The following is a 16,515-nucleotide window of genomic DNA, read 5'->3' on the forward strand; positions in this document are numbered from 1 at the left end:
GAAAAGAAGCAAGTAATAGTTAAGCCTTTCAGTGACTGTTTGATGTAGTCCATGGTGATGGCCCCTTGAAAGTATCATAATGATACCTTTACGGGAGGTTAATGTAAATGTTTGTTTCATTTTTAGCGCCGTCATGATATTTTATATTGGAACATCTTGGGTCAGAATAAAACTTAGTGCCTGTCTAACTTAGCAGCATCGGACATCGCCCTAACACGAGCATCCCTGACTGATTTAGTCCTCAGAGAATAGCAATCCTGCCTGTACGGTAATGCCTACGCAAATCAGCGGGAACTCTACGGGAGAAATACCAAATGCCGTCCTTTTGGAACGTATAGCTATTAGATTTGGTTGCCAGCATGGTCTACGGCTCACTCGCTCAGTCGAATTAGTGAGGTATTACAATGCTTTAAGTAAGGTAGTGGTGCCCAGGAGAGGACTCGAACCTCCACGTCCATACGGACACTAGCACCTGAAGCTAGCGCGTCTACCATTCCGCCACCTGGGCAGGTGTCATTAAGTGGCGTTTAGGCGGTGGTGGGGGCGCTGTCAATAACACAAGCACTTGGGCGCGGCGAAATGCGGCTTGTCTGAATTGGCGTTGGGCGTTACATCGCTAGGCAGCCAAAGAATACAGGATTATTATTATGTCTAAGCTGGTCACAATCTACGGCGGCTCTGGTTTTGTTGGTCGCTATGTTGCTCGGCGGATGGCCAAAGAGGGATGGCGCGTGCGGGTCGCAGTGCGTAACCCGAACGAGGCGATTTTTGTAAAGCCGTATGGTGTGGTTGGTCAGGTCGAGCCTGTGTTGTGCAATATCCGAGATGATGCGTCTGTTGCATCGGTAATGCAGGGCGCTGATGCTGTCGTGAATTGCGTGGGCATTTTGGCCGAAAGCGGCAAGAATAAGTTTGACGCAGTGCAGCACGAAGGCGCCGAGCGTATTGCGCGTCTTGCAGCTCAGGCTGGTATTGAGCGCATGGTTTTGGTTTCCGCAATCGGTGCGGATGAGAAAAGCGATAGCCAGTATGCGGTCAGCAAAGCATTAGGTGAGCAGGGCGTTTTGGCGCATATGCCAAATGCGATGATCGTGCGCCCGTCAATTGTCTTTGGTCCAGAAGATGAATTCTTTAACCGGTTCGCGGCGATGTCGCGCATGGGTCCCATCCTTCCAGTCGTTGGTGCGGCCACAAAGTTCCAACCAGTTTACGTTGATGACGTTGCTCAGGCTGTTGTTCTGGGCGTTTTGGGTAAGGCGAGTGTTGGCGTATATGAACTCGGCGGACCAGAAGTACATAACTTCAAAGACTTGATGGGTGAGATGCTTAGTGTGATCCGCCGTCGTAAGCTTGTCGTGAACATTCCATTCCCCGTTGCAAATGTAATGGCATTTGGTTTTTCTGTCGCGAAGGTGCTGTCCTTGGGTATTATTGCGCCTGCAATTACTGCGGATCAGGTGCGTAACTTGCGTCGTGATAATGTCGTATCGGACGATGCAAAAACGTTTGCGGATCTGGGTATTGCGCCCACAGCTTTGGAGCCAGTTCTGCCAGAATACCTGTGGCGATTCCGTCCGTCAGGGCAGTATGACGCAATCAAAGAAAGCGCAAAGAATCTAAAGGCTTAGGTGTACGCAATAACTAAAAGTACTGCGCCAAGTGCGATTCTATAGATAACATAAGGGGTGAAGCTGACAGATTTCAGCAGCTTCATCATTAAGCTTAGCGCGACTAACGCTGCGCCAAATGACAGAGCGACAACGATCAATATGTCGCGCCAGAGGGTTGCGCTCGACTGTGCATCCAAACTCAAGATTAACAGCGTGGCCGACGCAATGATGGTCGGGATCGACATGAGCATTGCAAGTTTTGCACCGTCTGAGCGTGTATAGCCAAGGGCGCGTGCGCCGCTGATCGTCGCGCCAGACCGTGACACGCCCGGGATCAACGCGATTGCTTGCCACAGCCCCATGATAATAGCGTCTTTTCTTGTCCAATCGGGTGTATTTTTGAGGCTTGAGCTTCTGGTGTCAAAATACCAAAGTACGATTCCGAAAATAATCATCGTCCAGCCTATGACAGTAATATTGCGTAGCGCATCGTTATAGCCCGACATTTTGAGGGCAAATCCTGCGATGACTACAGGAATTGTCGCAATGATCAGTAACTGGGCGAGTCGCTCGCCTTGCGTTGTTCCATGGCGGACCAGCGCCTTGGGTAGCCCAATCATTGCACTCCGAACATCTGCCCAGAAAAATGCGATTACGGCAAAGAGAGTGCCAAAATGCGCTGCAACATCAATAACTTGCCCCTGATCTTTTGCACCCGTTAGGCTTGGCAATAAGATAAGATGGCCGCTCGACGATACAGGTAGGAATTCTGTGATGCCCTGTATGAGTGCAATAATGACGAGATAATATAGCGGCATTGATGCCCTCTCTAACTTAGCGATGCTAAAGCTTAACTCATTGTAACTACTGGACAACATTCTTATTTAAGTCCGCTTCGGACTTAAATATATTAATAGACTGGCGGAAAATATTCCAAAACACTTAGATAATGATAAGTAGGTAAGTATTACTGCCTTTTATATTTGTGCGCCCTAGCGTAAACCGACATTCTGGATTGATGTAGGGAGAGTTCTCATGGCTGGTCAAAAGATGCTGAAGTTCACGAAAGTAGAGCGTGAAATGCCAGAGAAACGCGGTGCGTCTGAGCGCCGTGAAGATTTCAACGAGATCTACGCAGAATTCGCAACGCGCAAGGCTGAAGAGCAGGCCTCACGATGCTCACAGTGTGGTGTTCCGTATTGCCAATCCCATTGCCCTTTGCACAACAACATCCCTGATTGGTTGCGCCTAACAGCTGAAGGCCGTCTGCAAGAAGCATATGAAGTCAGCCAAGCTACGAATACATTCCCGGAAATCTGTGGCCGCATTTGCCCGCAAGACCGCCTGTGTGAAGGCAACTGCGTTATTGAACAGTCTGGCCACGGCACTGTTACCATCGGCGCGGTTGAAAAATACATCACGGACACTGCTTGGGAAAATGGATGGGTAAAACCGATCCAGCCCCGCCAAGAACGCACAGAAGCAGTTGGCATTATTGGTGCTGGCCCCGGTGGCTTGGCAGCGGCTGACGTGCTTCGCCGTCAGGGCATTCAAGTTACGATTTACGATCGCTATGACCGTGCAGGTGGTCTGCTAACCTACGGTATCCCCGGCTTTAAGCTTGAAAAAGACATCGTACTGCGCCGCAACGAACAGCTTGAGGCCGCAGGTGTTGAGTTTGTACTTAACTGCAACGTTGGTGAGGATATCACTTTCGATGCAATCCGTGGCAAGCACGATGCAGTTCTGATCGCTACTGGTGTTTACAAAACCCGTGACCTTAAAGCGCCAGGAGTCGGGGTAGATGGTATTGTGAATGCGATTGATTTTCTGACCGCGTCTAACCGTAAGTCGTTTGGCGATGACGTTCCTGAATTTGACGATGGTACGTTGAATGCAGACGGCAAAAAGATCGTGGTTATTGGTGGTGGTGACACGGCGATGGATTGTGTCCGTACGTCCATTCGCCAAGGCGCCGAAAGTGTGAAGCTGCTGTATCGCCGTGACCGCGCGAATATGCCGGGATCACAGCGTGAGGTTCAAAACGCTGAAGAAGAAGGTGTCGAGTTTGTTTGGCTGTCTGCCCCCAAAGCGTTTGTGGGTGACGATCACGTCGAAGGCGTGAAGGTAAGCAAAATGCGTCTTGGTGCACCTGATGCGTCAGGCCGTCAAAGCCCCGAAGAAATTGAGGGTGCAGATTATGTTGAGGAAGCGGACCTTGTCATCAAAGCGCTTGGGTTTGAGCCTGAAGAACTTCCTAAGCTTTGGAACACAGACGGTCTTGAAGTGACCCGTTGGGGAACAATCAAAGCAGACTTTACTACGGGCAAAACCAGCCTCGATGGTGTGTTTGCGGTTGGTGATATTGTTCGTGGCGCGAGCCTTGTTGTTTGGGCAATCAAGGATGGTCGCGATGCAGCCGAGGCGATGCTGAGCTATCTCGATAGCAACCTTACCGTGGCCGCCGAATAAGCCAGTCATCCGCCTTAAATGGCATCACAGATTTTCACGGGCAGACGGACCAAATTAATCGGTCGCGCCCGAATTCAAATTTAGGGCCCCCGTGCCTTTCAAGGAGAAACGCAATGACCAATTTTGATCAAGCTTGGGTAAAGGCAGAAGAAGAAAAGCGCGCATGGATGGAGCAGAATGGCCTCTATTCCGCTGAGGATGAGCATTCCTCATGTGGCGTTGGCCTTGTGGTTTCTGTTGATGGCACACGCTCGCGAGCAGTGGTTGAAGCGGGTATTACTGCGTTGAAGGCGATCTGGCACCGTGGTGCTGTAGATGCGGATGGCAAAACTGGCGATGGCGCCGGTATCCACGTCCAAATTCCAGTACCCTTCTTTTATGATCAGATTGAACGCACGGGCCATGAGCCGCGCCGCAATGAGTTGGTCGCTGTTGGTCAAGTTTTTCTACCGCGTACTGACTTTGGTGCTCAAGAAACCTGCCGGACAATTGTCGAGGCGGAAGTTCTTCGAATGGGTTACTATATCTACGGTTGGCGCCACGTTCCTGTGGATGTGTCCTGCTTGGGTGAGAAAGCAAACGCGACCCGTCCTGAGATTGAGCAGATCATCATTTCAAATTCCAAAGGTGTTGATGAAGAAACATTTGAGCGTGAGCTATATGTGATCCGTCGCCGTATCGAAAAGGCTGCTGTCGCGGCAGGCGTGAAAGACCTCTATTTGGCATCGCTGTCGTGTCGTTCGATCATTTACAAAGGCATGATGTTGGCTGAGCAGGTCGCGGAGTTCTATCCAGATTTGATGGATGAGCGATTTGAAAGTGCCTTCGCGATTTATCACCAGCGTTACTCTACAAACACATTCCCACAGTGGTGGCTGGCCCAGCCGTTCCGCATGTTGGCGCACAATGGCGAGATCAACACGCTGAAGGGTAACCTTAACTGGATGAAGTCACACGAAATCCGTATGGCTTCTGGCGCGTTTGGTGACATGGCAGAAGACATTAAGCCAATCGTCGCAAGTGGATCATCTGACTCTGCTGCGTTAGATGCGGTGTTCGAAGTGCTTGTGCGTGCGGGCCGTTCTGCGCCTATGTCGAAGACAATGTTGGTGCCCGAAAGCTGGTCCAAGCAGGCGATTGAGCTGCCACAATCTTGGCGCGATATGTATTCATACTGTAACTCTGTGATGGAGCCATGGGATGGTCCCGCAGCACTTGCAATGACGGATGGCCGTTGGGTTTGTGCTGGCCTTGACCGCAATGGCCTTCGCCCGATGCGCTATGTCGTAACGGGTGATGGACTGCTTATTGCGGGTTCTGAAGCGGGCATGGTTCCTGTGAACGAAGCAAATGTAGTTGAAAAAGGCGCGCTTGGCCCTGGCCAAATGATTGCTGTTGATATGCGAGATGGTCGCCTTTTCCACGATCAAGAGATGAAAGATGCGTTGGCCTCTGAGTTGCCGTTTGGCGAGTGGGTTGGAAAGATCAACGACCTTGAACCAAAGCTTGCGGGTGTAACCGAAGCACCCATGTTTGAGGGTGCTGAACTGCGCCAGCGTCAGATCGCAGCTGGCTACACAGTTGAAGAACTTGAGCAAATTCTGGCGCCGATGGCCGAAGACGGCAAAGAGGCAATTGCTTCGATGGGTGATGACACCCCATCTGCAGTCCTTAGTGAGAAATACCGCCCGCTTAGCCACTTCTTCCGCCAAGCGTTTAGCCAAGTTACCAACCCACCGATTGACAGCCTTCGCGAATACCGCGTGATGAGCCTTAAAACACGGTTCGGTAATCTTAAGAACGTGCTGGACCAAGACAGTAGCCAAACCGAGATTTTGGTACTTGACAGCCCGTTTGTCGGAAACGCCCAGTGGGAAGAGCTGAAGCAAAACTTTAACGCTAATTTGGTTGAGATCGATTGTACCTTTGAAAAAGGTGGCCGCAATCTGACCGATGGTTTGGCGCGGATACGGGCAGAAGCGGAAGACGCAGTGCGGTCCGGCGCAGGGCATCTTGTTCTGACGGATGAAAATGTTTCTGGCGACCGTGTTGCCATGCCTATGATTTTGGCGACAAGTGCCGCCCATTCATGGCTGACGCGCAAGGGGCTACGCACGTTCACGTCTCTCAACGTTCGGTCTGCGGAATGCATTGATCCGCATTACTTCGCTGTTCTGATTGGATGTGGTGCAACGACTGTCAACGCCTATTTGGCGGAAGATAGCCTGAATGACCGTATCCAAAAAGGTTTGTTAGAATGCACCTTGACCGAGGCTGTTGCGCGTTATCGTAGCGCGATTGATCAAGGTTTGTTGAAGATCATGGCCAAGATGGGGATCTCTGTGATTTCTAGCTACCGTGGTGGGCTTAACTTTGAAGCAGTCGGCTTGTCGCGTGCTATGGTCGCTGAGTATTTCCCCGGCATGCAGAGCCGTATTTCAGGCATTGGTCTAATTGGCATTCAACGCAAAGCTGAAGCTGTCCACGGTCAGGCGTTCCAAGCGGATAACGTGATGCCGATTGGTGGCTTTTATAAGTCGCGCCGTTCTGGTGAAACACATGCGTGGGAAGCGCAAAGCATGCATATGATGCAGGCTGCATGTAACCGCAGCAGCTATGAACTGTGGCGTCAGTATTCCGCAAAGATGCGTAGCAACCCGCCAATTCATCTTCGTGATTTGCTCGACATCAAGCCGATGGGTAAAGCAATACCTATCGAAGAGGTTGAAAGCATTACGTCGATCCGCAAACGTTTCGTGACACCGGGTATGTCTCTGGGCGCGCTCAGCCCTGAGGCGCACAAGACGCTGAATGTTGCGATGAACCGCATTGGCGCAAAGTCTGACAGCGGCGAAGGTGGAGAAGATCCAGCACACTTCTTGCCTGAGCCAAATGGCGACAACCCATCTGCTAAAATCAAGCAGGTCGCGTCTGGTCGTTTTGGTGTGACAGCTGAGTATCTCAACCACTGTGAAGAGCTTGAGATCAAAGTCGCACAAGGCGCAAAGCCAGGCGAGGGTGGCCAGCTTCCGGGTATGAAAGTTACGGATTTGATTGCGCGATTGCGTCATTCAACCAAGGGCGTGACCCTTATTTCACCCCCGCCACACCACGATATTTACTCGATCGAGGATTTGGCGCAGTTGATCTATGATCTGAAGCAAATCAACCCGCGCTGTAAGGTGACCGTGAAGCTGGTTGCATCCAGTGGCGTTGGTACAATCGCGGCTGGTGTTGCGAAGGCAAAAGCGGACGTGATCTTGATCTCGGGTCATAATGGCGGCACCGGCGCGTCACCTGCGACATCCATCAAATATGCAGGCCTACCGTGGGAGATGGGCCTGACCGAAGCGCATCAGGTTCTTTCTATGAACAACTTGCGCGAACGCGTTACGCTGCGGACTGATGGTGGCTTGCGTACAGGTCGTGATATTGTGATGGCGGCGATGTTGGGCGCCGAAGAGTACGGTATCGGCACTGCTGCGTTGATCGCGATGGGCTGCATCATGGTGCGCCAATGTCAGTCAAACACATGCCCCGTTGGGGTATGTACCCAAGACGAAGCACTGCGTGACAAGTTCACGGGCAATGCTGACAAAGTGGTAAACCTTATCACCTTCTACGCCACGGAAGTGCGTGAATTGCTGGCAAGCATTGGTGCCCGCAGCATGGATGACATCATTGGCCGCGCTGATCTGCTTGCTCAGGTGAGCCGTGGCTCTGCGCATCTTGATGATCTCGATTTGAACCCACTTTTGATCACGGTCGATGGGGCGGAGAAGGTTGTTTATGATCGCTCCAAGCCACGTAACGCCGTGCCAGAAACGCTTGATGCGCAAATCGTTCAAGACGCAGCGCGCTTCCTGAATGATGGCGAGAAGATGCAGCTTCAATACGCTGTACAGAACACGCTTCGTACAATTGGCACGCGGACATCAAGCCACATTGTAAAGAATTTCGGTATGCGCAACTCGCTGCAACCCGATCACCTGACTGTTAAATTGACAGGTTCTGCAGGGCAATCTTTGGGGGCGTTTGCTGCTCTGGGGCTTAAGATTGAAGTTTCTGGCGATGCCAACGACTACGTTGGAAAAGGCCTTTCGGGCGGCATGATTGTTGTCCGTCCACCAATGGCAAGCCCGTTGAAAGCGGATCAGAATACAATCATTGGGAACACTGTTTTGTACGGTGCGACGGATGGGTATCTCTTTGCAGCAGGTCGTGCCGGTGAGCGTTTTGGCGTTCGTAACTCTGGCGCGAAAGTGGTTATTGAGGGGTGTGGCGCGTGCGGTTGTGAATATATGACTGGCGGCGTTGCTGTAATCCTTGGAAATATTGGTGCTAACTTTGGCGCGGGTATGACTGGCGGCATGGCGTACATTTATGACCCTGAGCAAACGGCCCAAAGCATGATGAACATGGAAACTCTGGTCACATGCCCTGTAACGATGGAGCATTGGGAAGCGCAGCTTAAGGGCCTCATCGAGCGGCACTTGGAAGAAACAGGCAGCCGTAAGGCGGCCGAGATCTTGCAAGACTGGGACATGGAGCGGTCAAACTTTTTGCAGGTTTGCTCAACAGAAATGTTGGCTCATTTGCCCGTTCCGCTGGGTATCGAAGAAGCATCCGTACCAGCAGAATAAGCCGTTGCAGAGGCATGAGTGCGCTGGCATGATTACAGCATGGTGAAAAAAACCAAGAATAAGAAAACGGCATCCGATAAAATGGTGCCGTTTTTTATGCGCCCTATGTTGTTCATTCGGCGCTGGTTGCTGCGCATGGTTCTGGCAGTTGGTGCGTTCCTTGTATTGTGGATCGCGGCGTATTCTCTAATCAATCCACCGACGACACCCTATATTATGTCCGAAGGGTTACGCTTGGGCGGCGTAGCGCGTGAGTGGAAGCCTATTGAAGAAATTGCGCCGCTGATGGCGCGCGCTGTGGTGGCAGCTGAGGATGCTGATTTCTGTTTGCATTGGGGGCTTGATTTGGATGCAATTGTTGAGGCTGCAGAAGATGGCAATCGCGGCGGATCAACCATCAGCCAACAGGTCGTAAAGAACGCCTTTCTTTGGCATGGGCGCTCTTATCCCCGCAAAGGGCTTGAGGCTCTGATGACGCCGGTGATGGAGTTGTTCTGGTCAAAGCGCCGCATCTTAGAAGTTTATATGAACATTGCTGAGTTTGACGAAGGTGTGTTTGGCGTTGAGGCCGCGGCTTTGCATTATTTTCAAGTCTCATCGTCGGAGTTAACGCGCCTTCAAGCCTCACGTCTTGCCGCGATATTACCAGCTCCCAAAAGCCGGTCTGCTAGCCGTCCGACTGATTTTGTACGGGCGCGCACGCGGTCTATTTTGTCAGGTGAGGCTACAATCAAGGCGGATGGCCGCGCAGCGTGCTTCGAGAGTTGAACGCAACAGCGGCTTAGGGCATGACGGTACAAACAACTAATCGAGCCAATTATGAACCGTCTTTATCATGTTCCGCTTTCACCCTTTTGCCGCAAAGTTCGTCTGAGCCTTGCTGAAAAAAAGATCGAAGTTGAGCTGGTTGAAGAGCGCTATTGGGAAGGCGATTCCGAATTTTTGCGACGTAATCCCGCTGCCAAAGTTCCGATCCTGAAATTAGACGGTCGTTTGATGAGCGAAAGCGCGGCGATTTGTGAGTATCTTGAAGAAAAGCATCCCACGCCGCCGCTTTTGCCTGCATCGCCTGAGTTGCGTTTTGAAGTGCGCCGGCTGGTTTCCTGGTTTGATGACAAGTTTCATCACGAAGTTACGACCAAGCTTCTTTATGAGCGCGTGAACAAAAAAGTGCAGAAGACCGGCTACCCAGACAGCGCCAATATCAAAGCGGGTGCGCGTGCGATTAAGTATCACCTCGACTATATGACATGGCTTTTGGATCAGCGCCGTTGGCTCGCTGGTGATCAAATGACTTTGGCTGATTTTGCCGCTGCCGCGCACCTGTCATCCCTTGACTACATCAGTGATGTGGACTGGAACCGATCGGCGAATGTGAAAGACTGGTACGCAAAAATTAAGTCTCGCCCTGCGTTTCGTTCAATTTTGGCCGATCAGGTTTCTGGCTTTCCGCAGCCTGCGCATTATTCCAATTTGGATTTTTAAATGTCCTTGAAGGCCCGCCTTTGGGATGTGGCGCAAGACGCCGGTTTTGCCAAAATGGGGGTGTGCAAACCTGACGCTGCTCCGGAAACGGCGAAACGGCTATCTGCTTTTGTGGACGCGGGATATCACGGTCAGATGACTTGGATGGCCGAGCGCATGAACTGGCGCGGCAGTCCGCAAGACCTATGGCCCGAATGCCGATCTGTCATCATGTTGGCGGAAATGTACACGCCTGAACATGATCCACGCACAGTTTTGAGCAGGCCAGAGCTGGGCGCAATTAGTGTCTATGCGCAGAATAAAGATTATCATGATGTTGCTAAAAAACGGCTTAAGAAGGTGGGGCGCTGCCTGGTAGAGCAGGGCGACATTCAGATTAAAGTCTTCGTTGACACGGCACCAGTGATGGAAAAGCCACTGGCGCAAGCGGCTGGTTTAGGTTGGCAGGGTAAGCATACAAACCTGTTGGCACGCGATCTTGGGAACTGGTTTTTTCTGGGGGCGATTTTCACGACGGCAGAGCTTGAGCCGGACGAAGCGCAAACTGACAATTGCGGGTCGTGTACAGCGTGCCTTGATGCATGTCCCACTGATGCGTTCCCCGCGCCGTTTCAATTGGATGCGCGGCGCTGCATTTCATACCTTACAATTGAGCACAAAGGCCCTGTTGCGCTTGAGTTGCGTGAGAAGATGGGTAACCATATTTACGGCTGTGATGATTGTCTGGCTGCGTGCCCATGGAATAAATTTTCTGTCGCCGCGAGCGAGATGAAATACGCCGCCCGCGAGGAGTTAAAAGCCCCTGAGCTGACTGCGTTAGTGTCTTTTGACGATGCGTCGTTTCGCGCACATTTTTCTGGCTCACCAATCAAGCGGATCGGTCGAGATCGGTTCACCCGCAATGTCCTTTACGCGATTGGAAATTCAGCAAAGCCTGAGTTGAAGCCTCATGCGCAGGCTTTGCTAGATGATAGTGATCCGGTTGTTCGGGATGCTGCAGAATGGGCAGTTGGGCGGCTATCATGACCGACACCATCAAAGGCATTTCACTGAAAATTTTGGCCGTGTCGCTGTTTACGGTGCTGATGAGCATAATCAAAGCGACTGCGGATGAGGTTCCAACCGGTGAGGCCGTTTTCTTCCGGTCCGTTTTCACACTTCCTGTGCTGTTCGCTTTTTTGTGGTGGAGCGGCAATTTATCTACGGGACTAAAAACAGAGCGTCCGCTTGGTCATGTTTTGCGTGGTTTGGCCGGCAGCACATCAATGGGGCTAAGGTTTTTCTGCCTTGGTATTCTGGCGTTTCCGGACGTCACCGCGCTTAGCTTTACCACACCTCTTGTTCTAACTGTTTTTGCGGCGCTCTTTTTAAGTGAGACCGTAGGCAAGTTCCGTATCTGTATGGTGTGTCTTGGTTTTGCGGGTGTGCTGATCATTTTGTGGGACCAGCTTAGCTTCGATACCAGTGAGAGGATGAAGACCATCGCCGTTGGTTTGATGCTGGTTAGCGCTTCTATGGCGGCATTGGCGCAGATGTTTGTGCGCAAGATGGTAGCGACAGAAAGTTCAACAGCGATTGTGTTCTACTTCATGCTGACCACTTCGGTTTTGTCGTTGCTATCGCTGCCTTTTGGTTGGGTTGTACCCCCACTTGAAACGACGTTGCTGCTTATTTTGGGTGGTATTATCGGTGGGGTGGGGCAATTGTGCCTGACGCAGTCTTACCGGTTCGCGGCAGCTTCTGTTGTGGCTCCCTTTGATTATACCGCGATGCTGCTTGCCGTTGGCATTGGGTATGTTTGGTTCAACGAAGTGCCTACTTTGGGTGTCATTTCGGGCGCTGCGTTGATTGTGCTTTCTGGTGTTGTGATCGTGCTTCGCGAGCGTCATTTGGGGATCAAGCTGGCTGCAGAGCGGCAGATTCGCTTCAAATAGCTGATACAAAACAGGCCACCGCGTTTCAGCGATGGCCTTATTGCTTCAGTATCTAAGCCGCAATTTAGAGACTGTCTAAGCGCGTACCAGCTTTTCATAATCGCTAGCGATGTCTTTGACCAAAGCACCCACTTCAAAATTGTAGTCACCGATTGTGCCGACTGGTGTGACTTCTGCGGCTGTGCCAGTTAGCCAGCATTGCTCAAAGCCTTCAAGCTCTTCTGGCATGATGATCCGCTCGTTCACGGTGATGCCTTTTTCTTTCAGCATCTGGATCACTGTTTGGCGGGTGATCCCGTTTAGGAACGCATCAGCGATTGGTGTATGAACCTCGCCGTCTCTTACGAAGAAAATATTGGCGCCGGTGGCTTCGGCCACGTACCCGCGGTAGTCGAACATCATCGCATCCGAGCAGCCTTTTGCTTCGGCGGCGTGCTTGGACATGGTCGCAATCATGTAAAGACCCGCAGCCTTGGCTTGGGACGGTGCCGTTTCAGGGCTTGGGCGCTTCCATTTTGCGATGTCCAGTTTGGCGCCTTTGTTTTTGGCGTCGCCGTAGTAGTTGCCCCATTCCCAAACCGCGACGGCCAGATGCACAGGGTTGCGCGCAGCTGCGACACCCATATCTTCACCGGATCCGCGCCAGGCAACGGGACGCACATACGCATCTGTCAGTCTGTTTGCATCAAGTGCGGCTTGTTTCGCCGCTTCGATTTCTTCAACGGTATAGGGGATTTCGAAGTCGATAAGCTGACCAGAACGGATCAATCGCTCGGAGTGTTCTTTAGACTTGAAGATTTTGCCTGAGTAGCAGCGCTCGCCCTCAAACACAGAGGAGGCGTAGTGCATGGCGTGGGTCAGAATGTGGACATTTGCGTCCCGCCATTCGACCAATTTGCCGTCCATCCAGATTTTTCCATCACGGTCATCATAGCCAGCCATTTTCAGCCTCCATTTGCTAATGTTGCTCAAATTAAGACCGAAACGGTCATAAAGTTGCGTAAATTATAGGCTTGGCTAGCAATCGATTCTTGGAATGTCAACAACACTGACGTATTGTCGCGGCTAAGGAGGATAGAAATATGCAAGATAACCGGAATGAAATGCGCGGCCCGAACCTGCTGTTTTTGACGGATGAACAGCTTCGCAAAGGTATTGAGGCAATGTTCTTTGCCTACCGTGGCTTTACAGCAGATCCGGATCGTGTGTTGTCTGAAAAAGGATACGGCCGCGCGCATCACCGCGCAGTTCACTTTATCCACCGCTCGCCCGGAACGACTGTTAACAACCTGTTGGGGATTTTGGGCGTAACAAAACAGTCGCTGAACCGTGTCTTGCGTAGTTTGATCGATGATGGTCTTGTTGAAAGTAAGGTCGGAACCCAAGATAAACGTGAGCGTCATTTGTATCTGACGCCTGCTGGTCACGCCTTAGAGACAGAGCTGTCGGAGGTGCAAACGGCGCGGGTGCGCAGTGCATACCGCGCGGCCGGTCCAGAAGCGGTGCAGGGGTTTCGAACGGTGTTAGAGGCGATGATGGACACAGAAATGCGTCGGTATTTTGATAAGTTGAAAGAGACTGAGTAATGGAAAACGAAGCCCACCTTCTGATTGTTGATGATGACGAGCGTATTCGTGGGCTGCTCCAAAAGTTTCTGATGAAGAACGGCTTTTTGGTCAGTGCGGCCCGCGATGCCGCACACGCACGTCGTGTGTTGGCGGGGCTTGAGTTTGATCTGATCGTGCTGGACATCATGATGCCGGGCGAAGATGGCATTAGTCTCACACGGAATTTGCGCGAGACGCTACAGACGCCAATTCTATTGTTGACAGCCAAAGGCGAAACGGACGACCGCATCGCGGGTCTGGAAGCTGGCGCGGATGACTACTTGGCAAAGCCGTTTGAGCCTAAAGAGCTGTTGTTGCGGATAAACGCGATCTTACGGCGGATTCCTTCGGATACGATGTCGGATAGCTTGCCAAAAGTGTTGCACCTTGGACCTTGCCGTTATGATATTGACCGTGTCGAGTTGCGTCGTGGCGATGAGGTGGTCCGCCTAACAGCGACCGAGGTTCAGTTGATGAAAATTTTTAGCGCGCAGCCTTCCGAGCCGATCAGCCGTATCAAACTGGTCGAAGATCTTGGTCGTGACAGTGGCAAAGACGGCGGCAAGGCCCAAGAGCGTGCAGTTGATGTGCAAATCACGCGGTTGCGTCGCAAGATTGAGGCCGATCCAAAACAACCGCGGTATCTACAAACTGTGCGCGGTGCCGGTTACATGTTAGCACCAGACTAACTTACGCTCATTCGAAACACCAAAAAATGGAGGAGCGATCATGGCCACTGCATTGATCACCCACCCCGAATGCCTCGAGCATGTCACGCCTCCGGGCCACCCCGAACAAGTTGCGCGGCTTGATGCGGTGCTGAGTGCGTTGGATGGTCTTGATTTGGTGCGGGTACCTGCTCCGTTTGCGGCCGATGACGATTTGTTGCGCGCGCATCCCAAATCTCATGTCAGCGCCATTCGACAATCTGCACCTGACAGCGGCTGGACCTCTCTTGATGCTGACACGCATATGTCCGTCGGCTCGCTTGGTGCGGCACTGCGGGCTGCGGGTGCAAATGTTAAGGCTGTCGATATGGTTTTGGCGGGCGATGTTCAGAATGCATTTGCTGCGGTCCGCCCACCTGGTCACCACGCAGAACGCGAAACACCAATGGGGTTTTGTCTGTTCGGTTCGGTCGCCATTGCAGCTAAACATGCGCTGGACCATCACGGCCTAAGCCGTGTGGCAATTGTTGATTTTGATGTGCATCACGGCAACGGCACACAGGACTTGGTCGAGAGTGATCCGCGCATTCTATTCTGCTCAACCCACCAAATGCCGCTTTACCCAGGGACGGGTCATGCCCATGAAACGGGCGCTTACAATAACGTTTTGAACGTCCCGCTTCCGGGGGGCGCTGGCTCTGCTATTTTTAAGCAAGCTATAACGGAACAAGTCTTGCCGATGCTAAAGCGCTTTAAGCCCGAGTTGTTGTTAACTTCAGCAGGGTTTGACGCACACAGTGCTGATCCGCTTGCTGGTATGGATCTATCTGAGAATGATTTTGCATGGGTGACGCATCAGCTGTGTGATATCGCCGATGAATATTGTGGCGGGCGGGTGGTCTCGACCCTCGAGGGCGGTTATGATCTTGGTGCTTTGGCCACGTCGGCGAAGGCGCATGTTGAAGTATTAATGGAGCGCGGACAATGAGCGAGACACCAGTAGCAGAGATGAGCTTCGAGCAGGCAATTGCCGAATTGGAGCGTGTGGTGACCCAATTGGACAGCGGTTCTGTTGAGCTTGAGGCATCCATCGCGCTGTATGAGCGCGGGGCAAAACTAAAAGAACATTGCGAAGCGAAGCTGAACGCCGCTGAAGAAAAAGTGGCCAAGCTTACGTTAAGCGCAGATAGCGCTGCTGTTGGTACGACTCCGTTGGACGCCGAATAAATGAGCTTTCAGGCGGCGCTAGGCGATGCGGCAAAAGTATCTGAGGCCTGTATTGCTGATGCGTTGAAGGGCTGCGCAAGCGCTATCGCGGAGCCAATGATTTATGCGACACGTGGTGGCAAAGCATTGCGCGCCTTTTTGGTTTTGGAAAGCGCACGCCTTCACGCAATTGGTCCTAAGGAGGCGAGAAACGCTGCAGCAGCGATTGAATGTTTGCATGCTTATTCTTTGGTGCATGATGACTTACCCTGCATGGACGACGATGATTTACGCCGGGGCAACCCGACTGTTCACGTGAAGTGGGATGAAGCGACAGCTGTTTTGACTGGTGACGCCTTGCAGACTTTGGCGTTTGAGTTGATCGCCCGGACTGAGTGTAGTCTACAAGCGCGATTGGATTTGTCCCTAAGCCTTGCACGTGCCAGTGGAATTAATGGGATGGTCGGAGGGCAGGCTGCAGACATTGCCGCCGAGACAGCACAAATTCCGCTGACCTTGGACCAAATCATTGCATTGCAAAAAGGCAAAACTGGCGCACTGATTGAATGGTCTGCGATGGCTGGCGCCGTCATGTCAGAAGCTTCAACAGATGCCCTGCAAACCTATGGAGATCGACTTGGTCTTGCGTTCCAGATTGCTGATGACGTGTTGGATGTCACAGGCGATGCGGCGACGGTTGGTAAGGCCGTTGGCAAAGATCAAAGCGCAGGTAAAGCGACATTTGTCTCATTGCTAGGACTTGAGGGGGCAAAAGCTCGCGCATCTAGTCTGATTGATGAAGCCTGCGACGCCCTTGCGGGTTTCGGCGACGATGCCGATACGCTAAAGCAAGCGGCACGTTTTGTGATTACTCGTGGCCATTAAGGATA

At 52.0% G+C, this 16,515-nt stretch carries 15 protein-coding genes and 1 tRNA gene; 12 read left to right on the plus strand and 4 right to left on the minus strand.

Annotated elements, in window-relative coordinates; all coding sequences use genetic code 11:
• Positions 1 to 241 precede the first annotated feature (241 nt).
• Positions 242 to 361, minus strand: a complete 120-nt coding sequence (locus ACTF5M_RS04045) for a DUF6538 domain-containing protein (protein WP_438959805.1) — start codon at positions 359 to 361, stop codon at positions 242 to 244.
• 61 nt (positions 362 to 422) lie between these two features.
• A tRNA-Leu gene (locus ACTF5M_RS04050) sits at positions 423 to 508 on the minus strand.
• A 139-nt stretch (positions 509 to 647) separates the two neighbouring features.
• Here ACTF5M_RS04050 and ACTF5M_RS04055 point away from each other — a divergent pair.
• Positions 648 to 1,628: a complex I NDUFA9 subunit family protein gene (locus ACTF5M_RS04055; RefSeq protein WP_438959806.1), complete on the plus strand. Its 981-nt coding sequence runs from the start codon at positions 648 to 650 to the stop codon at positions 1,626 to 1,628.
• Here the strand turns inward: ACTF5M_RS04055 and ACTF5M_RS04060 are convergent.
• A complete protein-coding gene (locus tag ACTF5M_RS04060; protein WP_438959807.1) occupies positions 1,625 to 2,428 on the minus strand; it encodes an undecaprenyl-diphosphate phosphatase in 804 nt (267 codons plus the stop codon). The two genes, ACTF5M_RS04055 and ACTF5M_RS04060, sit on opposite strands and share 4 nt — an antisense overlap.
• Before the next feature lie 217 nt (positions 2,429 to 2,645).
• Between ACTF5M_RS04060 and ACTF5M_RS04065 the strand changes: the two genes are divergently transcribed.
• The 6 genes from ACTF5M_RS04065 (at position 2,646) to ACTF5M_RS04090 (ending at position 12,144) form a co-directional block, all read left to right on the plus strand.
• Complete coding sequence (locus ACTF5M_RS04065) at positions 2,646 to 4,082, plus strand: NAD(P)-dependent oxidoreductase (RefSeq protein ID WP_438959808.1); 1,437 nt, start codon at positions 2,646 to 2,648, stop codon at positions 4,080 to 4,082.
• Between the two features lie 113 nt (positions 4,083 to 4,195).
• Entirely contained in the window at positions 4,196 to 8,725 is a 4,530-nt protein-coding gene (gene gltB, locus ACTF5M_RS04070; protein WP_438959809.1) for a glutamate synthase large subunit, read from the plus strand.
• 39 nt (positions 8,726 to 8,764) lie between these two features.
• Complete coding sequence (gene mtgA / locus ACTF5M_RS04075) at positions 8,765 to 9,493, plus strand: monofunctional biosynthetic peptidoglycan transglycosylase (RefSeq protein WP_438959810.1); 729 nt, start codon at positions 8,765 to 8,767, stop codon at positions 9,491 to 9,493.
• Positions 9,494 to 9,544: 51 nt separating this feature from the next.
• Positions 9,545 to 10,210, plus strand: a complete 666-nt coding sequence (gene fzlA / locus ACTF5M_RS04080; RefSeq protein ID WP_341247148.1) for an FtsZ-binding protein FzlA — start codon at positions 9,545 to 9,547, stop codon at positions 10,208 to 10,210.
• Positions 10,211 to 11,236 (plus strand): tRNA epoxyqueuosine(34) reductase QueG, encoded by a 1,026-nt coding sequence (gene queG / locus ACTF5M_RS04085; protein ID WP_438959811.1) that lies wholly within the window; start codon positions 10,211 to 10,213, stop codon positions 11,234 to 11,236.
• Positions 11,233 to 12,144, plus strand: a complete 912-nt coding sequence (locus ACTF5M_RS04090; RefSeq protein WP_438959812.1) for a DMT family transporter — start codon at positions 11,233 to 11,235, stop codon at positions 12,142 to 12,144. Before queG ends, ACTF5M_RS04090 begins: the two co-directional genes overlap by 4 nt.
• A 75-nt stretch (positions 12,145 to 12,219) precedes the next feature.
• On the opposite strand, the gene ACTF5M_RS04095 is transcribed toward ACTF5M_RS04090, so the two are convergent.
• Positions 12,220 to 13,086, minus strand: coding sequence for a branched-chain amino acid aminotransferase (locus ACTF5M_RS04095; protein WP_438959813.1), 867 nt, complete (start codon positions 13,084 to 13,086; stop codon positions 12,220 to 12,222).
• Between the two features lie 140 nt (positions 13,087 to 13,226).
• Here ACTF5M_RS04095 and ACTF5M_RS04100 point away from each other — a divergent pair, with 140 nt between their 5' ends.
• The 5 genes from ACTF5M_RS04100 to ACTF5M_RS04120 are packed head-to-tail and all read left to right on the plus strand — an operon-like array spanning position 13,227 to position 16,510.
• Positions 13,227 to 13,730 carry a MarR family winged helix-turn-helix transcriptional regulator gene (locus ACTF5M_RS04100; protein WP_438959814.1) on the plus strand — a complete coding sequence of 168 codons (504 nt, stop codon included), beginning with the start codon at positions 13,227 to 13,229 and terminating at the stop codon, positions 13,728 to 13,730.
• Complete coding sequence (locus tag ACTF5M_RS04105) at positions 13,730 to 14,440, plus strand: response regulator (protein ID WP_438959815.1); 711 nt, start codon at positions 13,730 to 13,732, stop codon at positions 14,438 to 14,440. The genes ACTF5M_RS04100 and ACTF5M_RS04105 overlap by 1 nt, the downstream gene beginning before the upstream one ends.
• 40 nt (positions 14,441 to 14,480) lie before the next feature.
• Positions 14,481 to 15,407, plus strand: a complete 927-nt coding sequence (locus ACTF5M_RS04110) for a histone deacetylase family protein (protein ID WP_438959816.1) — start codon at positions 14,481 to 14,483, stop codon at positions 15,405 to 15,407.
• Positions 15,404 to 15,646 (plus strand): exodeoxyribonuclease VII small subunit, encoded by a 243-nt coding sequence (locus ACTF5M_RS04115; protein WP_438959817.1) that lies wholly within the window; start codon positions 15,404 to 15,406, stop codon positions 15,644 to 15,646. Before ACTF5M_RS04110 ends, ACTF5M_RS04115 begins: the two co-directional genes overlap by 4 nt.
• Positions 15,647 to 16,510 carry a polyprenyl synthetase family protein gene (locus ACTF5M_RS04120; RefSeq protein WP_438959818.1) on the plus strand — a complete coding sequence of 288 codons (864 nt, stop codon included), beginning with the start codon at positions 15,647 to 15,649 and terminating at the stop codon, positions 16,508 to 16,510. It begins immediately after the preceding gene.
• Positions 16,511 to 16,515: the final 5 nt, after the last annotated feature.

Source organism: Nereida sp., assembly GCF_965655635.1.
Classification (GTDB): domain Bacteria; phylum Pseudomonadota; class Alphaproteobacteria; order Rhodobacterales; family Rhodobacteraceae; genus Nereida.

What these genes read in the sequence shown, in the direction of transcription:
- ACTF5M_RS04045 (WP_438959805.1), bottom strand. Translation starts at nt 361, where the DNA reads ATGCTGGCAACCAAATCTAATAGCTATACGTTCCAAAAGGACGGCATT.
- ACTF5M_RS04055 (WP_438959806.1), top strand. Translation starts at nt 648, where the DNA reads ATGTCTAAGCTGGTCACAATCTACGGCGGCTCTGGTTTTGTTGGTCGC.
- ACTF5M_RS04060 (WP_438959807.1), bottom strand. Translation starts at nt 2,428, where the DNA reads ATGCCGCTATATTATCTCGTCATTATTGCACTCATACAGGGCATCACA.
- ACTF5M_RS04065 (WP_438959808.1), top strand. Translation starts at nt 2,646, where the DNA reads ATGGCTGGTCAAAAGATGCTGAAGTTCACGAAAGTAGAGCGTGAAATG.
- gltB (WP_438959809.1), top strand. Translation starts at nt 4,196, where the DNA reads ATGACCAATTTTGATCAAGCTTGGGTAAAGGCAGAAGAAGAAAAGCGC.
- mtgA (WP_438959810.1), top strand. Translation starts at nt 8,765, where the DNA reads ATGGTGAAAAAAACCAAGAATAAGAAAACGGCATCCGATAAAATGGTG.
- fzlA (WP_341247148.1), top strand. Translation starts at nt 9,545, where the DNA reads ATGAACCGTCTTTATCATGTTCCGCTTTCACCCTTTTGCCGCAAAGTT.
- queG (WP_438959811.1), top strand. Translation starts at nt 10,211, where the DNA reads ATGTCCTTGAAGGCCCGCCTTTGGGATGTGGCGCAAGACGCCGGTTTT.
- ACTF5M_RS04090 (WP_438959812.1), top strand. Translation starts at nt 11,233, where the DNA reads ATGACCGACACCATCAAAGGCATTTCACTGAAAATTTTGGCCGTGTCG.
- ACTF5M_RS04095 (WP_438959813.1), bottom strand. Translation starts at nt 13,086, where the DNA reads ATGGCTGGCTATGATGACCGTGATGGAAAAATCTGGATGGACGGCAAA.
- ACTF5M_RS04100 (WP_438959814.1), top strand. Translation starts at nt 13,227, where the DNA reads ATGCAAGATAACCGGAATGAAATGCGCGGCCCGAACCTGCTGTTTTTG.
- ACTF5M_RS04105 (WP_438959815.1), top strand. Translation starts at nt 13,730, where the DNA reads ATGGAAAACGAAGCCCACCTTCTGATTGTTGATGATGACGAGCGTATT.
- ACTF5M_RS04110 (WP_438959816.1), top strand. Translation starts at nt 14,481, where the DNA reads ATGGCCACTGCATTGATCACCCACCCCGAATGCCTCGAGCATGTCACG.
- ACTF5M_RS04115 (WP_438959817.1), top strand. Translation starts at nt 15,404, where the DNA reads ATGAGCGAGACACCAGTAGCAGAGATGAGCTTCGAGCAGGCAATTGCC.
- ACTF5M_RS04120 (WP_438959818.1), top strand. Translation starts at nt 15,647, where the DNA reads ATGAGCTTTCAGGCGGCGCTAGGCGATGCGGCAAAAGTATCTGAGGCC.